Source organism: Modestobacter sp. L9-4 (assembly GCF_019112525.1).
Classification (GTDB): domain Bacteria; phylum Actinomycetota; class Actinomycetes; order Mycobacteriales; family Geodermatophilaceae; genus Modestobacter.
In genome coordinates this window covers 790,189-808,383 of the sequence record NZ_CP077800.1, presented here as the reverse complement: position 1 = coordinate 808,383, position 18,195 = coordinate 790,189, and the positions used below count along the sequence as shown (strand labels likewise).

The 18,195-nt window shown below is 75.7% G+C and carries 12 protein-coding genes; 5 read left to right on the top strand and 7 right to left on the bottom strand.

Features of this window, described 5'->3' with window-relative positions:
- Window positions 1-16 precede the first annotated feature (16 nt).
- Window positions 17-853, bottom strand: a complete 837-nt coding sequence (locus KUM42_RS03795) for a hypothetical protein (protein ID WP_237495069.1) — start codon at window positions 851-853, stop codon at window positions 17-19.
- Between the two features lie 188 nt (window positions 854-1,041).
- Between KUM42_RS03795 and KUM42_RS03790 the strand changes: the two genes are divergently transcribed.
- Complete coding sequence (locus KUM42_RS03790) at window positions 1,042-2,844, top strand: metallophosphoesterase (RefSeq protein ID WP_237495068.1); 1,803 nt, start codon at window positions 1,042-1,044, stop codon at window positions 2,842-2,844.
- Window positions 2,845-3,000: 156 nt separating this feature from the next.
- Window positions 3,001-3,765 (top strand): biosynthetic peptidoglycan transglycosylase, encoded by a 765-nt coding sequence (locus tag KUM42_RS03785; protein ID WP_237495067.1) that lies wholly within the window; start codon window positions 3,001-3,003, stop codon window positions 3,763-3,765.
- 34 nt (window positions 3,766-3,799) lie between these two features.
- On the opposite strand, the gene KUM42_RS03780 is transcribed toward KUM42_RS03785, so the two are convergent.
- Window positions 3,800-4,963: an RtcB family protein gene (locus tag KUM42_RS03780; protein WP_237495065.1), complete on the bottom strand. Its 1,164-nt coding sequence runs from the start codon at window positions 4,961-4,963 to the stop codon at window positions 3,800-3,802.
- 157 nt (window positions 4,964-5,120) lie between these two features.
- Between KUM42_RS03780 and KUM42_RS03775 the strand changes: the two genes are divergently transcribed.
- The 3 genes from KUM42_RS03775 (at window position 5,121) to KUM42_RS03765 (ending at window position 6,871) form a co-directional block, all read left to right on the top strand.
- Window positions 5,121-5,588 carry an NUDIX domain-containing protein gene (locus tag KUM42_RS03775; protein WP_237495063.1) on the top strand — a complete coding sequence of 156 codons (468 nt, stop codon included), beginning with the start codon at window positions 5,121-5,123 and terminating at the stop codon, window positions 5,586-5,588.
- A 77-nt stretch (window positions 5,589-5,665) separates the two neighbouring features.
- Window positions 5,666-6,634: a TIGR03557 family F420-dependent LLM class oxidoreductase gene (locus KUM42_RS03770; RefSeq protein WP_237495062.1), complete on the top strand. Its 969-nt coding sequence runs from the start codon at window positions 5,666-5,668 to the stop codon at window positions 6,632-6,634.
- A 90-nt stretch (window positions 6,635-6,724) separates the two neighbouring features.
- Window positions 6,725-6,871 carry a hypothetical protein gene (locus KUM42_RS03765; RefSeq protein ID WP_237495060.1) on the top strand — a complete coding sequence of 49 codons (147 nt, stop codon included), beginning with the start codon at window positions 6,725-6,727 and terminating at the stop codon, window positions 6,869-6,871.
- 59 nt (window positions 6,872-6,930) lie between these two features.
- Here KUM42_RS03765 and KUM42_RS03760 read toward each other — a convergent pair whose 3' ends face one another.
- The 5 genes from KUM42_RS03760 to KUM42_RS03740 form a co-directional block, all read right to left on the bottom strand.
- Complete coding sequence (locus KUM42_RS03760) at window positions 6,931-7,935, bottom strand: zinc-binding alcohol dehydrogenase family protein (RefSeq protein WP_237495058.1); 1,005 nt, start codon at window positions 7,933-7,935, stop codon at window positions 6,931-6,933.
- A gap of 55 nt (window positions 7,936-7,990) precedes the next feature.
- On the bottom strand, window positions 7,991-10,276 hold the full coding sequence (locus KUM42_RS03755; protein ID WP_237495057.1) for a GAF domain-containing SpoIIE family protein phosphatase: 2,286 nt from the start codon (window positions 10,274-10,276) through the stop codon (window positions 7,991-7,993).
- A 95-nt stretch (window positions 10,277-10,371) separates the two neighbouring features.
- The gene (locus KUM42_RS03750; protein ID WP_237495055.1) at window positions 10,372-16,698 is read right to left on the bottom strand and encodes a DUF4011 domain-containing protein; all 6,327 of its coding nucleotides are present in this window, start codon (window positions 16,696-16,698) and stop codon (window positions 10,372-10,374) included.
- A 146-nt stretch (window positions 16,699-16,844) separates the two neighbouring features.
- On the bottom strand, window positions 16,845-17,081 hold the full coding sequence (locus tag KUM42_RS03745) for a hypothetical protein (protein ID WP_237495054.1): 237 nt from the start codon (window positions 17,079-17,081) through the stop codon (window positions 16,845-16,847).
- 199 nt (window positions 17,082-17,280) lie between these two features.
- Window positions 17,281-17,949 carry a hypothetical protein gene (locus KUM42_RS03740; protein WP_237495051.1) on the bottom strand — a complete coding sequence of 223 codons (669 nt, stop codon included), beginning with the start codon at window positions 17,947-17,949 and terminating at the stop codon, window positions 17,281-17,283.
- Window positions 17,950-18,195 lie beyond the last annotated feature (246 nt).

The following is an 18,195-nucleotide window of genomic DNA, read 5'->3' as shown; positions in this document are numbered from 1 at the left end:
GTTCTGCGTCGGTGGCTCAGCTGCGCGAGAGCACCGGCTGGGTGCGGGCCCACTGGAGGAACTTCGCGGCCTCCTGCAGGTCGGGCAGCTCGTTGCCGACCAGCGACCGCAGCAGGTCGTTGCTCCAGACCGCGAGGCGGCCGACCGTCCAGGCGGACTTCTCCACCGGCGGGAGGTCGAGCTCGAAGACGGCCTTGGCCAGCTCCTTCTTGCCGCCGGCCGCAGCGGTGTACTTCACGATCGGCAGGAAGCGCTCGGGCTCGACGACGCACAGCACCTTGGTGAGCAGCGACTCCTTGAAGGAGGGGAAGCCCAGCCCCTTCTTGGTGCCGTCGACCAGGTGGGTCATGCGGTCCTCGAGCTTGAGGCTCTCCGGCCCGAACAGCAGGTACTCGATGGTGGCGCGCACCTGGGTGGCGGCCTTGTCCGGGCCGGCGGTCTTCCACGCCCGGTTGAACCCGGAGATGTTGCCCGGGTCGGCCACGGTCGTGGAGTTCGCGAAGTGCAGCAGCTGCTCGGCCGTCGCGGAGGACAGGCCGTCGCGGGTGAACAGCGCGGCGTAGCGCTCCCGGTAGGCGGCGACGTCGGGGTCGGCCTCGGGCCGCTCCATCAGGAACTCCGAGGTCAGCAGCGCCACGCGCTCGCGCACGTCCGGACGGACGTCGGCCACGGTCGGGAACGTCGCGTGCAGCGACTCCGAGGTCTGGACGGCGGGTCGCGCCGGGTCGCGGCGGGCCTCGCCGCGCAGCCACTCGTGGCCGCAGTCGTTGCAGTGGATCAGCAGCCGGCTGTCCGGCTGCGGCGTGCCGTTGATGTCGTCGGAATCGCAGGTGGGGCAGGTGATCAGTGCCAAGGGAGCCCCGTTCGTCGGCGACGAGTCGGCGAGTGCGTCGTCGTCGGTTCACGCACAGCGTCCCACGGATCGCCGCCCGGCCCGTCGGCCGCGACCCTGCGCCCACCCGGACGGGCCGCCGGCGATGTCGCCGGGACCACCCTCGTGGTCGCCCCGGCCGGGTACTGCGGCACGGGATGATGGACGCGATGGCGCACAACCGGCACGACGTCCAGCAGCTGCCGCTGCCGTTCCCGGCGACCCGGCGCCAGCGCGCCGAGCACGCCGCCCGGCGGGCCGGTGACCTGGCCGCCGCCGCACTGGGGGCGATCGTCCGGTGGCTGCTGCGGATCGCGCTCCCGCTGGGCGGCGCGGCCGCGCTGCTGCAGGCGTTCCCGTACCACGCGACCGTGCAGGGCGTGCCGTTCGAGGTGCGGGGCTCGCTGTTCACCCGCCCTGGCCTCAGCGCGGACACCACACTGGGCAGCTGGGAGTTCCCCGCCGTCAGCGGCGTGCCGTTCGGGGTGCACATCAGCCCCGAGGACGTCGACGTGCTGGCGCTGACCCGGCTGGCCGGCGGGAACGTGCCCCGCTTCGTGCAGCGGTTGCAGGCCGACGTGACCGAGCAGGCGCCCACGATCATCGGGTGGCTGCTCGCCGAGCTCGTCCTCGGCGTCGCCCTCGGCCTGGCCGCCGCCGCCGCGGTGGACATGTCGCTGCGCTACCTGCGCGGTCAGCCGCGCCGCACCCACGAGCTGCGCCGCCGGGTGCGGCAGGCCGGGGCGGCGGTCGTCGTCGTCCTGGCCGTGGCCGCGTACGGGGCGCTGAGCTACGACCCGAACTGGGTGCGGGAGTCCCGGCTCACCGGCACGCTGGCCGCCGCGCAGCTGTTCCCCAGCGAGCTGAGCCAGTACTACTCCCAGCAGTCCAAGGCCCTCGACGTCCTCGGCTCGGTCGTGGGCATCCAGGCGGCGCTGCAGGCCCAGATCGAGGACGAGCAGACGCCGCAGACGGCACTGCAGATCATGACCATCTCCGACATGCACCTGGCCGCGAACTACCCGCTGGTGGGGCAGTACGCGGCCAACTACGGCGTCGACCTGATCGTCAACGCCGGCGACGAGAGCGAGTTCGGCACCGCCGCCGAGCTCACCCCCAGCTACCTCGACGCCGTCCGGGCGCTCACCGCCACCACCCCGATGCTGTGGATCGCCGGCAACCACGACTCCCCGGCGACCGTGCAGGTGATGGCGGGCATCCCCGGGGTCACCGTGCTGGGCACCAAGACGACGGTGGGCGGTGGCGGGTACGCCGTCACCGCCGGGCTGGTCGACGCGTTCGGGCTGACCGTCGCCGGGCTGTCGGACCCGCGGGTCTACGGCGCGTCCGGCCGCTACGGCGCCGACGACCCCTCGGTGGTCGACCCGCTGCAGCAGGAGACCGTCCGCGCCGCGGTCGGCCCGCCGGCCGAGGACGCCGCCGCGTCGTCCTCGGCAGCTGCGGCACCGTCGTCCGCACCGGCGTCCGCACCGCCGGACGGCGCGGTGGCCGCGGCCACCCCGATCGACCTGTTCGCCATCCACGAGCCGGTCGCTGCGAAGGAGCTGCGCGAGGTGCTGCCCGGCCGCATCCGGCAGACCGTCTCCGGCCACGTGCACGCCCAGAACGACAGCGCCGACGTGCAGGCCGGCGACGCGACGATCGACCTGGTCGAGGGCTCCACCGGCGCCGGTGGGCTGGACAACATCGTGCGCGGCACCGAGCGGCCGCCGATCGAGTTCAGCATCGAGTCGGTGGCGGGCAACTGCCAGTTCACCCGGGTGGTGCGGTTCTCGATCGCCTCCGCGGCGCCCACCTTCGGCACCGCGCCGGAGGCGGCGACCACCCCGCAGGCCTTCGGCGACGACGTCACGGCCTCGACGCTGTACTTCCGCCCGCAGGACGTCGCCGCGGACCGGGTGTGCGGCCCGGAGCTGGGCATCGGTCCCGCGGAGCCCTGGCCCGGCAGCTGAGCCCTCCTCCTGCCGGGGGATGACGCGGTGCACCCCCAGGGGTGGACTCACGGCCTCCTCTTCTTCACTCCCCAGGGCGATCACAAGATCGCGTGCTGCCCTGATGCTGGACGTGCGCCTCACCGGGGTGGCACGGGGGTCGGGAGGAGGAAGTCGATGGCGTTCGATCTGCTGGACAGCCCTGAGGTGAGCCGGCCGCAGGTGGTGCGGCGGTCCCGCGGGGCGCGGGTGCGCCGTGGACTGCGCCGCGCGGCCCTCGCCCTGCTCGTCCTGGTCGCGCTCGCCGTCGGCGTCGGCTGGGTGGCCACGCCCTCGGTCGACGACGCACCCGACCGGGTCACCGCCTTCCTGATGGAGCACCAGGCCCCCGCGCTGACGGTCGCCCCGGCGTCGGAGCTGGTCGACGCCCTCGTCGCCGTCGAGGACAGCAGCTTCCACAGCAACCCCGGCATCAGCCCCAGCGGCGTCGTCCGCTCCTTCCGCGGGCTGGTCACCGGCACCGACGAGGGCGGCTCGACGCTGCCGCAGCAGCTGGCCAAGAACCTCTACCTCGACGGGCGGAACGGCCCCGTGCAGAAGGCCGAGGCCGTCGTCCTGGCGCTCAAGCTCGACGGGGCCTACAGCAAGACCGAGCTGCTGGAGATGTACCTCGACGACGGCTACTACGGCCACGGCTTCTACGGCCTGACCGCCGCCACGCAGGGCTACTTCGGCGTCGCCCCCGACCAGCTGACCTGGGCGCAGTCCTCGCTGCTGGCCGGGCTGTTCCAGGCGCCCACCGCCTACGACCCGCTGGTGCACCCCGACCTCGCCCGGGAGCGCCAGCTGCACGTGCTCGACCGGCTGGTCGCCGTCGGTGACCTCACCCGGGCCCAGGCCGACGACGCCGCGGCCGCCGACTGGGGCCTGGTCACCGGCTGACCGCCGGCGGCGCCCGGGAGGGCGCCGCCGCCGTTCAGTCGCCCTTGACGTTCACGACCTGGCGCAGGGTGTGCCGGACCTCCACGAGGTCCGCCGCGTCGGCCATGACCTGGTCGATCGGCTTGTAGGCGTCGGGGTGCTCGTCGAGGAACGCGTCGGAGTGGCCCCACGCGATCCCGGTCATCCGGGCGTCGAGGTCGGACCGGGTGAACAGCCGCCGGGCCGCGTTCCGCGAGTGGTTGCGGCCCGCGCCGTGCGGCGCCGACATCAGCGCCGGGACACTGCCCAGGCCGGCCACGACGTAGGACGCCGTGCCCATCGAGCCGGGGATGAGCCCCAGCTGGCCGCGCTGGGCGGAGATCGCGCCCTTGCGGGTCAGCCACACCTCGCGGCCGAGGTGCCGCTCCCGCTCGGTGTAGTTGTGGTGGCAGTTCACGGTCTCGAGCCGCTCGACGTCGGCGTGCAGGAACCGGCCGACCTGCTCGGCCACCCGGTCCATCATCTCCTCGCGGTTGAGGAAGGCGAACCGCTGTGCCCAGCGCAGCGCCTCGATGTAGGCGTCGAACTCCGGGTCGCCCTCCACGAGGTAGGCCAGGTCCGGGTCGGCCAGGCGGATGAACCGCTGGCGGCACAGCTCCTGAGCCCGCGTGATGTGCCGCTGGGCCAGCTTGTTGCCCACGCCCCGCGAGCCGGAGTGCAGGAAGAGCCAGACCCGGTCGGCCTCGTCCAGCGACACCTCGATGAAGTGGTTGCCCGAGCCGAGCGAGCCCAGCTGCTGCGGCCAGTGGCCCACCGCCTGGTCGGCCTGCTCGACGCCGGCCATCGCGCGGAGCTCCTCGACCCGTGCCGCAGCGGTGGCCCGGACGTGGGAGTTCCGGCCTCCCGCCGACAGCGGGATCGAGCGGGAGATCTGCCCGTGCAGCACGTCGAGCGGGCGGCCGGCGAGGTCGTCGGCGCTGAACTGCGTGCGCACGGCCATCATCCCGCAGCCGATGTCGACCCCTACCGCGGCCGGGATGATCGCGCCCTCGGTCGGGATGACCGAGCCGACGGTCGCGCCCTTGCCCAGGTGGGCGTCGGGCATGAGCGCCAGGTGCGGGTACACGAACGGCATCGCCGCGGTGCGCACCGCCTGCTCCCGGGTGGTGGGCTCGAGGATGGACGCCCAGTTGAGCAGGCGTCCGTTGATCTTCTCCATGGTCCTTTCTCTCTCTCGGTCCTGACCGGCCGCCGACGACGTGCGGACGTCGTCGGTGGCCGGTCGGTGCTGGCGCCGCGCGGCCGGTGCAGTCAACGCGGCTGCGGTTCGGACCGCACCTGCTTTACCGCGGCGACCGCTCTGGCACGCTGGCGGGATGCCAGCCAGGAAGAGCGCCGGGATCCTGCTGTACCGGTACACCGACGGCGTCCTCGAGGTGCTCATCGGGCACATGGGCGGTCCGTTCTGGGCCCGCCGGGACGCCGGCGCCTGGTCGATCCCGAAGGGCGAGTCGATGCCGGGGGAGGAGCTGGTGGACGTCGCCCGGCGCGAGTTCGCCGAGGAAATGGGGTCACCGGCACCGGCGGGGGAGCTGCTCCCGCTGGGTGAGCTGCGCACCTCCAGCAGCAAGCTGGTCACGATCTGGGCCCTGCAGGGCGACCTGGACGCCGCCGCGACCCGCAGCAACACCTTCTCGGTCGAGTGGCCGCCGCGGTCGGGGCGCGTCCAGGAGTACCCCGAGATCGACCGGTCGGCGTGGCTGCCGGTCGAGCAGGCGCGGGAGAAGCTGGTGAAGGGCCAGGCGCCGTTCCTCGACCGGCTGCTGGCGGCGCTGGCCCGCTGAGCCGGCCGGTCCTGTTTCCCCGTGCGGCCGCCCGGGCACCGGCTGCGGGACGCACCGGATCGACGAGGGGACGCACCATGCAGGTCGGCTACAAGATCGCCACCGAGGCATTCGGGCCCAAGGAGGTCGTCGCGCAGGCGGTCGCCGCCGAGGAGGCCGGCTTCGACTTCATCGAGCTGTCCGACCACTTCCACCCGTGGCTGGAGGAGCAGGGGCACAGCGGCTTCACCTGGACGATGCTCGGGGCGATGGCCGCGCAGACCTCGCGGATCGGCCTGGCCACCGGGGTGACCGCGCCGATCATCCGGTACCACCCGGCGGTCATCGCCCAGGCCGCAGCGACCACGCAGATCCTGTCGGACAACCGCTTCACCCTGGGCATCGGCTCCGGTGAGCGGCTCAACGAGCACGTCGTCGGGGCCGCCTGGCCGGCCGTGCGCATCCGGCACCACATGCTCCGCGAGGCCCTGGAGATCATCAACCTGCTCTGGCAGGGCGGCTACCAGTCCTACGAGGGCAAGTACCTGACGCTGGAGGACGCCCGGATCTGGGACCTCCCCGACCAGCTGCCGGTGATCGCCGTCGCCAGTGGCGGGCCCGGTGCCTCCAAGCTGGCTGCGGAGCACGGCAGCGGGCTGTTCGCCACCGAGCCGAGGAAGGAGCTGGTCGACGCCTTCGCCGAGCACGGCGGCACCGGCCCGAAGTACGCCGAGGTGCCGATGAGCTGGGCCCCCACCGAGGACGCCGCCGTCGAGGCCGCGCTGAAGACCAGCCGCTGGGCGCTGACCGGCTGGCCGGTGATGAGCGAGCTGCCCAACCCGGTGAACTTCGACGCCGCCAGCAGCACGGTCAACGGCGACGACATCCGCGGCCAGTTCTCCGTGGGACCGGACCTGGACGTGCACGTCCAGCAGGCGCAGCCCTACGTCGACGCGGGCTTCGACCACATCGTCCTGCAGAACACCGGGCCGGACCCCGACGGGTTCATGGCCGTCTGCAAGAGCGAGCTCATCGAGCGGGTGCGCGGGCTGACCCCGTCGTCCTGACCGCCTCCGGTTCGTGCCCGGCCCGCGGGGGCACTGACCGGTGACGGGTGCGGGTCTCGAGCCCGCGCCCGTCTACCGGAGGAGCACACCGTGGGACTGTTCAGCGCGATCACCAAGGGCGCCCTGGCCAAGAAGGCCATCGACGAGGCCCGCAAGCCGCAGAACCAGGCGAAGATCAAGAGCGCCATCGCCTCGATGCGCAACAAGGGCGGGAACGGCACCACCGGCCGCCGCTGACACCCCGGTGACGCCCGTGCGCTGCCCCTCGCGGGCAGCGCACGGGCGCGGGGGACCGGTCAGCCGGCGGCGAGGACGACCTTGCCGATGGTGGCGGAGGACTCGAGCAGGCGGTGCGCCTCCTGCAGGGTCGCCGCGTCGATCGGCGACAGCCGGGTGCCCAGCGTGCTGCGCAGCGTGCCCGCGTCGACCAGCCGGGAGACCTCGTCGAGCAGCTCGCGGTGGGCGGTGCTCTCCGGGTCGTGGATGACCCGGCTGAACATGAACTCCCAGTGCCAGCCCTGGCTCTTCCACTTCAGCGGCAGCGTGTCGACGCCCTCGGGCTCGTCGATCGCGACCACCGAGCCGCCCAGCGCCATCACCTGCGTGTAGGTCTCGACCATGCCGGCGGAGAACGGGCTGAGCACGAAGTCGACGCCGCGCGGCACGATCGCCGTCACCTCGGCGAGCAGGTCGGTGCGGTCGACGACGTGGTGGGCGCCCAGCTCGCGCACCCACTCGCGCGACTCGGGGCGGCCGACCGCGGCGATGACCGTCAGCCCGGTGAGCTGGCGGGCCAGCTGCACCATGATCGAGCCGACGCCACCGGCGGCGCCCATGACGAGCAGCGTGCCGGTGCTGTCGGCGCCCAGCCGCCAGCGCTCGAACAGCGTCTCCCAGGCGGTGATCGTGGTCAGCGGGAGGGCGGCTGCCTCGGCGAAGTCCAGCGAGGCCGGCTTGCGCCCGGCGACCTTCTCGTCGACCAGCTGGAACTGCTGGTTCGACCCGGGCCGGGAGATCGAGCCGGCGTAGTAGACCTCGTCGCCGACGGCGTAGGCGCTCACCTGGTCACCGACCGCCAGGACGACGCCGGCCGCGTCGTAGCCGAGGACCTGCGGACCGTCGCCGCCGGGGAGGGCGCCGCCGCGCAGCTTCACGTCGACCGGGTTGACGGAGACGGCGCGCACCTCGACCAGCAGGTCGAGCGGGCCGGGGGTGGGGACGTCGAGCTCGGTGTCGGTCAGGACGTCGACGGGGCCGCTCGCGGTGGCGACGACGGCCCGGTTCGTGGTGGGGATGGCCATGCCCCGACGGTAGAACGCGGCCCCGGGTGACCCGCGGCACGCCTCCGGCGGGAGGTCAGCAGCGCAGCACGAGCACGGCGACGTCGTCCTGCGCGCCGACCGCCAGGCGCTCCACCAGCACGTCGCAGACCTCCTCGGCGGAGCGGCCGTGCAGCTGCGGCGCGAGCTCGACCAGCCGCGCCGTGCCGTCGTCGAGGGTCTCCCGGCGACGCTCGACCAGCCCGTCGGTGTAGAGCACCACCGTCGAGCCCGGCGCCAGCACGGTGGCGTGGTCGCTGCGGCCGGTCGAGGGCAGGACGCCGAGGAGCAGGTCCGGGTCCCGCTCCAGCAGCCGCACCGTGCCGTCGGGGTCGATGACCAGGGGGGCCGGGTGCCCGGCGTTGGACCAGCGCAGCACCCGGCGACCGGCGTCGTCCACCTCCGGCTCCAGCCGGCACAGCACCGCGGTCGCCATCGTCGCCACCCCGAGCCGGTCCAGGGCGCGGTCGAGCTCACCCAGCACGGCCGCCGGAGGTTCGGCCAGCGTCTGGGCCACCCCGCGCAGCACGTTGCGCAGCTGGGCCATCTGCGCGGCGGCGTCCCCGTCGTGGCCGGCCACGTCACCCACCACGAGGACCAGGGCACCTCCGGGGACGACGAAGGCGTCGTACCAGTCGCCACCCACCTCCGCCTGGGCGGCCGCCGGGAGGTAGCGGACGGCGACCTCCAGCCCGGCCGGGCGGGCGGGGGCGCTCAGCAGGCTGTGCTGCAGCGTGGCGGCGAGGTCGCGCTGCTGGCGGTACAGCCGGGCGTTGTCCAGCGCGAGGGCGGCACGGGCCGCGACCTCGGTGGCCGCGGCCAGGTCGTCGTCGGTCAGCGGGCCGCGGCCCCGGCCGGCGAAGAGGGTCAGCAGCCCCACGACGCGGCCGCGGGCGCGCAGCGGCAGGACCAGCCCGTGGGCCGGGTCGAGCTCGCCGATCAGGTCGGCCGCCTCACCCGGAACCAGCACGGAGCGGATCGCGTCGGCCGCGTGCGGCGGGATCGGCACCGGCCCGGTCGAGGCCGCCGCCTCCAGCACGTACGCACCGGGCCGCGCGGAGCGCAGCCGCAGCTCCAGGTACCGCTCCAGGGTGGCCCGCTGTGCCGGCTCGACGTGCCAGGAGCCGATGTCGCGCAGCGACCGCGGGGTGCCTGGCTCGGCGTCGTCCTGCACCAGCGTGACGATGCAGAAGTCGGCCAGCGTGGGCACGACGAGGCGGGCCAGCCGGGCGACGGCCTGCTCGGCGTCCATCGTGCTGGCCAGCCGGTCGGACACCTCGCCGAGCAGGGCCGCCCGGTCGCGCAGCCGGAGGTTGTCCAGCGCCAGCCCGGCCCGGCGGGCCACCTCCTGGGCCGTGCGCAGCTCGTCGGCCGACAGGGCCGGTCGGCCACCGGTGCGGATCAGCGCCATCGCCCCGAGCGGGCGCCCACCGGTGCCCAGCGGCAGGACTGCGACCTGCTCGGGGGCCAGGGTGCGGAGCATCTGCTGCGCCGGCGCCGGGCCCACCCAGTCCTGCACGGGGGGCATCCGGGTGTGCACCTCCTCGCCGGTGCGCAGCGCCACGGCCACCGCGGCGTTCTCGCTCATCGCCGCCGCCTGGACCTGCGCGTACCGGGCGAGCGTGTCCTCCAGCTCCGGGTCGGAGTGGGCCCAGCCGACCGTGCGCCGCACCCGTCCGACCGGGGCGAGCGTGAGGGTGCACCAGTCGGCCAGCCCGGGGACGACCAGCCGGGCCAGCCCGCGGACGACGTCGTCCTGGCGCGCCGGGTCGTGGTGCCGGGCGAACAGGTCGCTGACGGCGTCGACCAGGGCCAGCCGCTGCGTCGACACCGCGGCCCGGGCGTCGGCGGACTCCACGGACACCCGGTCGGCGACCCGGACCAGCACCTGCGCGGTGACCGCGGCGACCGCGGTCAGCAGCTCGTCGCCGGGGTCCGGCCGGTGCTGTCCGTCGCCGGTGAGCACCAGGGAGCCGAGCACCGAGCCGGCGAGGACCAGGGGCACCGCGACCTCGCCCGGTGCGGAGGCGGAGCGGCCGGTGACCGCCGCACGCACGGCCGGCCCGCCGTCGTCGGTGCCCAGCAGGGTCGACCGCGTCGCCGGGGGCGACGAGGTCGGGTCGAGGGTCAGCGCCCGGACCGACGTGCCGTCGGGCTGGCGCAGGACGAGCCCGGCGGTGCGCGCACCCAGCAGCGGGGCGAGCCGGCCGGCCACCACCTCGAGGACCTGCTGCTCGTCCTCGGCGCCACCGAGGGCGGCGAGGGCGGCGGCCACCGCGGCCGCGGTACGGGCGTGGTCGTCGCGCGGGGGTGCACTGCTCATCGCGGCTGATCATCCCCGATCCGGGCTCGGGCCGGGCACGCCGCCGGCGGTGTCGCCCACGGTCCTGCGTTCCGGACGGGTGCGCCTGCGGGCGCTCAGGCCGTGAGAACGCCGTCCGGCCGCTCGATCAGCCGGCCCTCGGCCAGGGTCAGCTCGAGCGCCGCGTCCAGCAGCGGCAGCAGCCCCGCGGTGCGGCGGCGGTGCCCGAAGACGATGGCGGTGCGCGAGAACAGCTCGTCCCGGGGGAGCCCGGCGTTCGCCCGGCACAACGCCACCATCGCGTTGCCGATCTCGCGCGGTGCGACGTGCTCCAGCGGGCGCTCGGCGCTGATCGACTGCCGGCGGAACCACGCCCAGTCCGACCGGTCGACGCCGGCCGGCCACAGGAAGTCGCCGTCCTGGACGCCGGCCGGCAGCAGCGCCAGCAGCGCGTCCCGCCGGGCATCGGTGACCCGGGTCAGGCCGAACGCGTGCGCGGTGATCCGGGTGAGCCGGTCACGGTGCACCGGCCCCTCCGCCTTGAGCCCGGCGGTGAGCACCCGGCGCACCAGCCGGGCCACGGTCGGATCGCCGAGGCGGTCCAGCTGCCGCTTGTCACCGGCCGGCTTCGGCGTCCAGGCGATGAACGGCTGCTCCTCGTCCAGCGGCGCCGGCCGCGCGGCGCGCGAGCCGGTGCGGGCCCGCGGCCGTGCTGCGGCCGGGGGGCGGGCGACGGCGGGCTGCGTCTCGGGTGCGGGATCGACGACGACGGCGACGTCGGCCGCCTCGGCGGCGACGTCGGTCGGTTCGGCGACGGCCTCGGGCACGGCGGCCGGCTCGGGCTCGGGAACGGGCTCGACGGCCGGCTCGAGCGCGGGGACGGACTCGACGGCCGGCTCGGGCTCGACGGTGGGCTCAGGCTCGACGGTGGGCTCGGGCTCGACGGCCAACTCGGGCTCGACGGTGGGCTCGGGGACGGGCTCGGGGACGGGCGTGGGCTCCGGGACGGCGGTGGGGCGGTGCAGCTGGATGACGTCGGCGAGCGAGCCGTCCCAGGGCCCGTCCTCGACGGTGGCCGGCGTGACCCGGGGCAGGACGTGCGCCGGGCGCACCTCCGGCGCCGGCGCGGTCGGCTGCCCGTCCGTCCGGTCGGTCACCGGATCGGGCTCGGGGGCGACGGCTCCGGTGTCCGGCTCCCCGCCCACCACCTCGGCCGCGGGCCCGACCTCGACGACGGGCTCGACCTCGGGCTCCGGGTCGGGCTCGCGCGGGGTGGCGGCGGCGACCGCGTCGGAGAGCCGGTCGAGCACGGCCTCCCGGTCGGCGAGCCAGGTGGGCAGCCAGACGCGTTCGACGGCCGGCCAGCCCATCAGCTCACCGAGCACCTCGACCGGCAGGCCGTCCCGGTCGCCGACGGTCTCGCGCCGGGCCCACTGCGGGCCGTCGAGCAGCACCGCGAGCACGGGGGAGTCCGGCGCCGAGGCCGGGGCGACGGTGAGGTCGATGCGGAAGTCCGAGAGCCCGACGTCGGTGCGCACGGCCAGGCCGCGGGCGCGCAGCTCGGCGGCGACGTCGTCGCGGTGCCGGTCCTCCACGACCAGCCGGTGCGCGGAGCCCGGCAGCACGTCGGTGCCGTGCGCGGCCAGGTCGAGGTAGGCGCGCAGGTGCTTCACGCCCAGCGAGGAGGTCTCCTCGGCGCGCAGCTGCTCGGGGGTGAAGGAGTTGAACACCACGACCTGGCGCCGGGCGCGGGTGACCGCGACGTTGAGCCGGCGCTCACCGCCGCGGCGGTTGAGCGGGCCGAAGTTCAGCGGCAGCCGGCCGGCGGCGTCGGGGCTGAAGCCGGTGGAGAACAGCACGACGTCGCGCTCGTCGCCCTGGACGTTCTCCAGGTTCTTGACGAACAGGCCCTCGCCGTCGGTGCGGTCCAGCGCGCCCACGACGCGCTCGTCGCCGGAGTCGCGCAGCAGCTCCTCGATCAGTGCCCGCTGCGCGGCGTTGAAGGTGACCACGCCGATCGAGGGCACGACCGGCAGGCCGATCGAGGGCACCGGCGGGACGGCGAGGGCGAACCGGTGCAGCACCTCGTCGACGACCGCCCGGGCCTCGACCGGGTTGGTGCGCAGGCCCGGGCCCGAGCGCAGGAACGTGCCGGGCACCCGCACCAGGGAGATCCCGCGGCCACCGGCGACCGCGGACGCCCGGCCGTGACCGGGGGCGGGGAAGGTGGACAGCCGCCCGTCGTAGTACTGGGCGTTGCTGAAGGCGATCAGCGTCTCGTCCTGGCTGCGGTAGTGCCAGGACAGGTACCGCCGCGGCACCCCGGCCCGCACGCAGGCCGACAGGACGCTCTCCTCGTCGGGCTCGCCGGCCTCGGTGTCCGCGCCGGTGCCGTCGGCGATGGAGCTGGGCGGCAGCTGGCGGCTGTCGCCGACGACGACGGCGGCCCGCGCCCGGCCCAGTGCGCCGACGGCGTCGGCGACCCGGATCTGCGACGCCTCGTCGAACACGACGAGGTCGAACAGGTCGGGCGCGGCCGGCAGGAAGCGGGCCACGGTGTCCGGGCTGGCCAGCACGCACGGCATCAGCGTGGTGATCAGCTCGCCGTGGGCGGCGAGCAGGCCGCGCACGCCCAGGCCGCGGCGCTGCTCGGCCAGCTCCCGCCGCAGCGCGGCGACCGGGCCCTCGCCGGAGGCGGGGTCGACCGGGCGGGCGGCCAGCAGCCCGGCGGGCACCGCGGCGGCCAGGTGCGACCGGACGGCGCGCGAGGCGGTGGCGAACCGGTCGATGGTCTGCTCGTGCCGGCCGGCCTCGAACTCGTCCAGCCCCGTCGCCGCGCGCCGCTCGGCCACCGAGGCCTCGGCGAGACCGCGGTCGAAGGCGGTCACGGCGTCCTCGGCCCGCACCAGCCCGTGCCGCAGGAGCAGCCGCGCCTGGGTGAGCCCGGCCAGCCGCAGCGGCTCCAGGGTGTCGAGCAGGCTGACCCAGCGCCGCAGCGACAGCGGGTGCACGTACTCCACGCCCCGCTCGGGGCGGGTCATGGCCCAGCGCAGCACCAGGCCCTCCTCGCCGGTCCAGGAGGCCAGCAGCGCCGGGGTGCTGGAGCAGACCGCCAGCAGGTGCGTGACGGCGTCGCGCAGCCTGGCCACCGGCCCGGCGGCGGAGGCGTCGGCGACCGGGCCGCCGGCCAGTGCGCGGCGCAGCGCGCGGGCCAGCCGGGTGTCGCCGCCGACGGCCGCGGCCGCCCGCCGCAGCCAGCGCACCTCGGCGTCGACGAGGAAGCGCCCGGAGTCCAGGAACGGGTTCCAGCCGACCGGCACCTGCAGGCCGGGGATGCCGGCGGCGCGGGCAGCGAGCGCGTGCACGGCGCCCTGCACCTGGTGCAGCTCGGCGAGCAGGTCGGCGACGTCGGCGGGGCGCAGCGCGGCGCCGGGCTGCAGCACCGGGGCCAGCTGGTCGCGCACCGAGGCCAGCTTGCCGCGCCGGGCCAGCCAGCCGGTGTCGGCGGCGGCGCCGGCCTGCTCGCGCAGCTCGGCCAGCGGCAGCGCCAGCGCCTCGGGGGTGACCACCTCCCACGCCGGGTGCGGTGCGGCGACCAGGGCGGCGATCCGGGCGAGGACGTCGTCGGTGGCCGCTGCCCAGCGGGCCGAGCGCACCTCGTCCAGGACGTCGAGCCCGAGCCGGGGGCCGGTGAGCAGGTGGACCAGGGTGTCGAGGTCCTCCGCGGTGCCTGCCGCGCGCACCGCGCCGGCCGGCCCGCCCTCACCGGGCAGCTCGCGGACCGCGGCGTCGACGGCGGCGGCCGCCTGCTGGACGGCGGTGATGTCCAGCTCGATGGTGTCGATGAAGCCCCAGGCGTGCGTGGCGGACGGGCGGGCCAGCCCGGCGATGTCGGGCAGCAGCGCCAGCGCGCGGCGCACCGCGGTGACCACGTCGGCGTCGGCCCGGGCGGCGAAGGAGGCGGTGACCGGCAGCGGCGGGGTGGCGGCGTCGGCGGCGAGCGCGTCGGCGTGCGCCGAGTACAACGACGTCCCGGCGGGGTTGGGCGCGTGCAGCAGCTCGGCGTAGTGCTCCAGGGCGCGGGTGGCCGACCGCAGCTCCTCGGCGTCGCCGGCCAGCCCGGCCTCGTCGACGGAGACGGCGTGCTCCAGCGCGGTGCGCACCTGCGCGCGGACGACGGCCGGCCGGCTGCCCTTGTCGTGCAGGTCGAGGGCAAAGGGCCCCATGCCCACCGCGTCCAGCCGGCGGGCCACGACGTCCAGGGCGGCGCGCTTCTCGGCGACGAACAGCACCCGCTTGCCGTCGGCGACGGCCCGGGTGAGCAGGTTGGCGATGGTCTGGGACTTGCCGGTGCCGGGCGCGCCCTCGAGCACGAACGTGCGACCGGCCAGGCCCTCGGCCACCGCGCGCAGCTGCGAGGCGTCGGCCGGCAGCGGGCAGCGGGCGGCCAGCGCGTCGAGGTCGACCGCGCCGGCGGTGTCGGGCGCCGGGTCGGCGAAGGGGGTGTCGGGACGGTCGACCAGGTGCGCCACCACCGGGCCGGTGGCCAGTTGCGGCCAGTGCCGGTCCAGGTCGTGCCACATCCGGGACGTCGCGGACGGCAGGACGGCCAGGTCCGCGGTGGCCGCCACCCGCCAGGGCAGCCCGGCGTCCGTGAGCGCCTGCCGCATCGCCGCGAGCACGGTGGCCAGGTCCAGGCCGCGGCCGTCGCCGGGCGCCAGGCCCGGCACGGACAGCCCGTGCACCTGGGCGAGCTTCTCCAGCAGGCTCGGGTTGGCGGTCGCCGCACCGGACTCGTCCAGGGTGAGCCGGTGCGCTCCACCTGCCGTGGGGGTGCTCAGCTCGACCGGGACGAGCAGCAGCGGGGAGCGCAGCGGGCGGCCGTCGGCCTCCCAGTGCAGGCTGCCCAGCGCCAGGTGCAGGTGGTTGGCGCCGGTCTCCTCGAGCCCGGTGCGCGCGCGGTGGGCCAGGGCCCGCAGCCGCGGCAGGTAGGCCGCCCGCGGGACGTCGACGTGCACCGCCCGCTCGCGGGTGAGCAGCCGGGCCAGCGTCTCGGTGGGCAGCTCGGCGGCGGAGCGGAGGCCGCGCTCGCGGTCGTCGTCGGTGAGCTGGTCACCGGGCAGCAGGGTGAGGGTGGACCCGGTGGCCACCAGGTCCTCGAGCACGGGCAGGACGTCGCCGGGGACGGTGAGCGGGATGCCGGCCCGCTCGGTGTGGTTGATCAGCCGGTTGCGCACGCTGAGGTCCAGCAGCGCGGCCTTCCACTGCTGGACGCGGGGCGGCGGGGGCGGTGCGGCCGGGGCGACGGGGGGCTCGGGGACGACCTCGGCGGCCGGCTCGACCGGCTCGGGCGCGGGCTCGGGTGCCGGTGCGGGGTCCACCTCGGGCGTCCGGACCGGTGAGGGCAGCGGCAGCACGCCCTCCTCCCGGGCCCGGGTGACGTCGGTGACGCCGAGGACGCGGGCCCGGTCACCGGTCAGCCAGGCCCGGTAGGCCGGCCCGTGCAGGTCGGCACGGGTGTTGCCGCGGTCGGTGAGCAGCCGGGTCTCGACCAGGCCGACCGCCCCCGCGTCGACCTCGGCCACCAGCGCGGTGACGTCGTCGGTGGCCGCGTGCTCGGCGCTGCGGTCCTCGCGCCAGTAGCCGAGGAACGCGTGCCCCTCCACGACCCACAGCAGGGGCCGCAGGCCGGCCCGCTCGCAGGCGGCCGCCAGCGTCACGACCGTGTCCAGGCCGGTGCCCGCCTGGCCGTCGAGGACCTCGCCGGGGGTGCGCACGTGCTGACCGGCGTCGACCCGGCCCACCGGCGGCTCCTCGGCCCGGATGCTGCGGCGGCGCATCGCCCAGGTGATCGCCTCGACCACCTCGTCGACCCGCTCGGGGCCCTCGGCGTAGCCGGGCATGCTCGGGCTGTCGGTGCCCTCCTGCAGCAGCTGGGCGGCCTCGGCGAGCAGCGCGGTGACCGCCGGGTCCTCGGGCTGCACGTGCGCGGCCAGCAGCGACAGGGCCAGCGGCAGGGGAGTGGGCGCCCACTGCGCGGCGGGGAGCACGTGCACCGGGACGCGGCGCTCGGCCAGCAGCAGGCCGCCGGCCACCAGCTGGACGCGGACCCAGGCCAGCGAGGGGGCGGTGACCGCGAGCATCACCGCCGGGTCCAGGGTCAGCGCGACGTCCTCGACCACGGTGGTCACGCCGGCCAGCAGGTCGACCTGCTGTTCGGCGGGGCTGCCGATCGGACCCTCGGCGTCCTGCACGGCCAGCCGGAGGGTGGCGCCGAGGACGGTCGTGGCGCTGGTCAGCTCCAGCCGGGGAACCACCGGGGCGCCGCTGGCGGCGAGGGCGGCGGTGAGCGCGGGGGTGACCGTGAGCTCCAGGCCGACGGTCGCCGACGACGGGGGCACCTGGCCCTCGGTGCTCGGCTGACGGTCCGCGACGTTCCCCATGCGTTCTGTCTACCCGGTCGGACGGAACGTTCCCCTCTCGACCGGCGATCTGGTGGGACGGATGTGGCGGGCGTGTCGCGTGAGGTGGACGGATCCGGGCCGGAGCGGCGGGCGGTTGGTGGTCCGGGGAGGGGCGGTCGGCCCGGTCAGAGCCGCGCGAGGGTGCTGCAGTGATCGCAGAGGACGTCGCTCACGTCGGGCTGCGGCGGCCAGGCGACCTCCTCGTCGCGGGCGACGTAGGCGCCGCAGAGGGCACGGCGGCCGCGGGGGCCGCTGCCCAGCGTGGCGTGCGCGGGGCCGATGAGCCGGGCGGTCTGTCCGGCGGGATCACTCAGCGACCCGACCATGACCACGGCGCGGGCCGTGCGGTAGGTGAAGCCCATGCACCGACGGTGCGGGACGTGGCCCGCCGTCGTCGGCGCAACACGCTCGGGACGCCGGGCCCCTGACCTCAACGGCCCCACCGGACACGGCTGTCCCGCCCGTCCCGGAGGGAGCAAGCGGGACGGGGGCGCACACGGCTGCACCGCCGCCGTCGACCTTCCCCCTGGTCGACGACGACGGTGCAGGTCCGTGGGGTGATCAGGCGGCGAAGCCGGCCCGGTCGACCTTGCGGTGGAAGCGCTCGCCGAGCTTGCCGCCGAGGACGGCGCCGACCAGCGTGACGACCAGGACGGCGACCAGGGCGATGATCCCGGCGGTGGTCGCGGTGCCCTCGTCGACGGGGATGCGGGGGAGGTTCAGCTGCGAGAGGACGTTGTACTTGGCGCCGGCCACGGCACCGACGATCGCCAGGACGACGACCACGAGCAGGCCGATCAGCCACACCGCGACGCCCTGACGCAGGCCGTCGAAGCGGGACATCCGGCCGGCGACGTAGCCGCCGGCGAGGTAGGCGAGGAACAGCACGACCAGCAGCGCGATGCCGCCGCCGATGCCGATGCCGCTGGCGTTGGAGGTGGCCTCCTCGGCGGAGGGAACGCCGTTGGTGAGGCCGATGGCCACGCCGGCGGCGGAGATGATCGCGATCAGCAGGACGGCCAGGCCGTTGGCGGACAGCCAGCCGAAGAAGGCCGCGCCCCACTTGATGCCGCCGAACCGCTCGTGCTGGGCGTCGACGGCGTCGCGGGCGGCGCCCTTGCTTGCGCGGGCGCCGTTGCCGGCCTTGGCCGCCGCGTTGTTGCGGAAGCTCGTCGTCCGGTCGGTCGTCGAGGTGACGGCGTCGTTCGGGTCGTGCGAGGCGGTGCTCATGGTGTCCTCCAACGGGGTGGTCGTCACGATCGGCGGGCGAGCAGCCGCCCGCCGATCGCGACGAGTTCGGGGTGCGGTCGGACGGCGGGTGGGCCGGCCGGCGGCGGGATGGGCGGGAGTCGGTGGGGGCCCGGTGGCTGCGGGGTCGCGCGCGGGGCCCGGGCCTCGTTCGTGATGGTCACGAGGGCTCCTCGGGGAGGCGCAGCGGGTGCTGGCAGCGGGCGGGCCCGCAGGTGGTGCTGGGTG